The sequence below is a fragment of the Methanobrevibacter sp. genome (genome assembly GCF_045636185.1).
GTDB lineage: Archaea > Methanobacteriota > Methanobacteria > Methanobacteriales > Methanobacteriaceae > Methanocatella.
This window is the reverse complement of the sequence record NZ_JAZTXC010000009.1, coordinates 1-2,358: the sequence shown is the minus strand read 5'-3', so window position 1 is coordinate 2,358 and position 2,358 is coordinate 1. Positions and strand designations below refer to the sequence as shown.

Annotated in this window: 5 protein-coding genes and 1 pseudogene; all 6 read right to left on the bottom strand. The window is 35.1% G+C overall.

Annotation, left to right across the window (positions count from 1 at the left end):
• Window positions 1-239: stress response translation initiation inhibitor YciH (gene yciH / locus ACKI3Q_RS00745; RefSeq protein WP_407413325.1), on the bottom strand; the 239-nt coding region annotated here is incomplete at its 3' end.
• A complete protein-coding gene (gene rpmC, locus ACKI3Q_RS00740; protein WP_058739681.1) occupies window positions 240-446 on the bottom strand; it encodes a 50S ribosomal protein L29 in 207 nt (68 codons plus the stop codon).
• Between the two features lie 35 nt (window positions 447-481).
• The gene (locus tag ACKI3Q_RS00735; protein ID WP_407413323.1) at window positions 482-1,255 is read right to left on the bottom strand and encodes a 30S ribosomal protein S3; all 774 of its coding nucleotides are present in this window, start codon (window positions 1,253-1,255) and stop codon (window positions 482-484) included.
• Window positions 1,255-1,722 carry a 50S ribosomal protein L22 gene (locus ACKI3Q_RS00730; RefSeq protein ID WP_407413321.1) on the bottom strand — a complete coding sequence of 156 codons (468 nt, stop codon included), beginning with the start codon at window positions 1,720-1,722 and terminating at the stop codon, window positions 1,255-1,257. Before ACKI3Q_RS00730 ends, ACKI3Q_RS00735 begins: the two co-directional genes overlap by 1 nt.
• 12 nt (window positions 1,723-1,734) lie before the next feature.
• Window positions 1,735-2,145, bottom strand: coding sequence for a 30S ribosomal protein S19 (rpsS, locus tag ACKI3Q_RS00725; protein WP_407413319.1), 411 nt, complete (start codon window positions 2,143-2,145; stop codon window positions 1,735-1,737).
• Between the two features lie 15 nt (window positions 2,146-2,160).
• Window positions 2,161-2,358: pseudogene (gene rpl2p / locus ACKI3Q_RS00720) on the bottom strand (50S ribosomal protein L2); the annotation flags it as partial.

The window sequence follows — 2,358 nt, the reverse complement described above, 5'->3', positions numbered from 1 at the left end:
TCACCTTGAAGTTCTATTTGGCTATTCTTAGCGGTTCCACCACAAGCACATTTTGCTTTAAGAGTCTTAGTAAGATCTTTGATATCAATTTCATGTTCATCGATACCTTCGATAATAGTCATGAGTTTTCCAAATCTTCTTCTAACTGTAAAAACTTTTACAGCTTGAACTTCACGTCTAATTTCTTCACAAACACAAAGTTCCTCAGGAAGCCCACATACATCACAGATTTTTGACATTTAATTCTCCTTCTGTTTTTCATTCAATATTGTAAGAACACGAGCAATTGTTCTTTTTAATTCTCTAATTTTTCCAGGGTTTTCATTAACCCCGGCAGCTGCACTTTTAGAAACATTTTTGGATAATTCAGTTCTGAGTTCAACTAATTTTTCTTGAATCTCATCAACTTCCATGTCCCAAATTTCTTTACTTCTTAAAATCGCCATTGTTCCAACTCTTTTAAGATAATTAAATTTAATATTTAACTATCATCTTCTTCTACTTCTTCAGTAGCTTCTTCTTCGACAACTTCTTCCACAACTTCTTCTAATTCCTCTAAATCTTCGATTTCTTCGACGATTTCTTCCTCTTCGATGATTTCTTCGGTTTCAACATCGATTTCTTCTTCAATAACTTCACCATCATCTTCTTCGATGATTATTTTTGGAGGAAGAATTTCAACGGAATCAGGTAATACAGTTTCTGGAGGCATAATTCTTACATAAATACCTAATACACCAGGTTTTAATTGAACGGTTGCAAAACCTTCTTCAACTAATCTGATTGAAGGTTCACCACATTTTTTAATGTATCCTTCAACGAATTTAGCTACAGCAGATCTTGAACCTCTGATTTTACCAGAAATAGTAACTTCTACACCCTGAGCTCCTGCTCCCATAATTCTACGAATAGTGGAGTAAGCAACTCTTCTGAAGTGCATACCTCTTTGTAACATGTTAGCTATTTTATAAGCCATGATTTTAGGGTTAAGTTCAGGAACAGCAACTTCTTTAACTTCGATTTGAGGATTGTCTAATCCAAATTCGTTTTTAAGAGTGTTGGTAATAGATCTAACATTTTTTCCTCCTCTACCAATAACCATACCTGGTCTTTCAGCATAAACGATAACCATAGTACCTAAAGGAGTAATTTGAACATCCATACCACCGTATCCTGCTCTTTCAAGTTCTTTTTCTAAGTATTCGTCAATTCTGGTTCTTCTAAGGCCCTCTGTGACAAAATCTTTTTCTATCATTAGTTAGCCTCCTGTAAAACTATTTGAATGTGAGTTGTAGGTGTATTGAACGGAGTCATTCTACCGAATGCTCTAGGGATGTAACCTCTAATAATAATACCTCTGTGGCTTGAAATATGATCAATGAATAACTTTTCAGTATCCATACCTTTGTATTCAGCATTAGCTTCAGCATTTTCTAAAACTTTTAATACTTGTTCTGCTGCTTTTACAGGGTATCTACCACTAGCCCATCCTTCTTGTCCTTTCCTGTGTCCGACACCTCTGTTGTGTCTTTTGAAAGGAACAGATTTTTTCATTTCAATAACATCTTCTAAATAAGTTTTAGCTTTAGCTACTTCCATTCCTCTTATTGCGTTACAAATTTCAACACAGTGTTTTGGGGAAATCTTGAGAGATTTTGCCATAGCACGTGCAGTTTTTGCTTCGTCAACATCTTTATTATAAGCATATTTATTATTAGCCATGATCTAATCTCCTTATTTAAGTGGTACAAACATTGATGATCTTGTAGCTCCCATACCAGGGTCCCCATGTTGAACTCTTTGTCTAGTTGGTGCATATTCACCAAAGTAATGACCTAACATTTCAGGAGTAATTTTTACTTCTACAAAGTTATGACCATCATAAATACCGAAAGTGGTTCCAACCATTTCAGGTAAAACAATCATGTCTCTACAATGGGTCCTTACAACTACAGGACGACCATCTTTAGTTCCTTCTTTATTCAATTTTCTCATTTTATCCAAAACTTTTTGTTGTCTTGGTAAGAATCCTCTTTTTAAAGATCTTCTTTGTCTTGCAGGATATAATTTCATAACTTCCTCTAAAGACATTTCTTGTAATTCTTCAAGAGTATAACCTTTATATTTAAATACTTTTCTTGCCAATGAAACACCCTCTATCTATCTTTTTAATCCAGTTCTTCTAGCTGCAATTGAACCAACTTTTCTTCCCGGTGGTGCATGTCTTGAAATAGTAGTAGGACGACCAGGATGTTGTCTGTTACCTCCCCCGTGAGGGTGATCTACTGCGTTCATTGCTACTCCTCTAACAGTCATACATTTTTTACCTTTAGCTTTAAGAGCATGCCATCTTTTACC

Excerpts from the sequence above, each read along its gene's own strand:
- ACKI3Q_RS00735 (WP_407413323.1), bottom strand. The coding sequence starts at position 1,255 with ATGATAGAAAAAGATTTTGTCACAGAGGGCCTTAGAAGAACCAGAATT.
- ACKI3Q_RS00730 (WP_407413321.1), bottom strand. The coding sequence starts at position 1,722 with ATGGCTAATAATAAATATGCTTATAATAAAGATGTTGACGAAGCAAAA.
- rpmC (WP_058739681.1), bottom strand. The coding sequence starts at position 446 with ATGGCGATTTTAAGAAGTAAAGAAATTTGGGACATGGAAGTTGATGAG.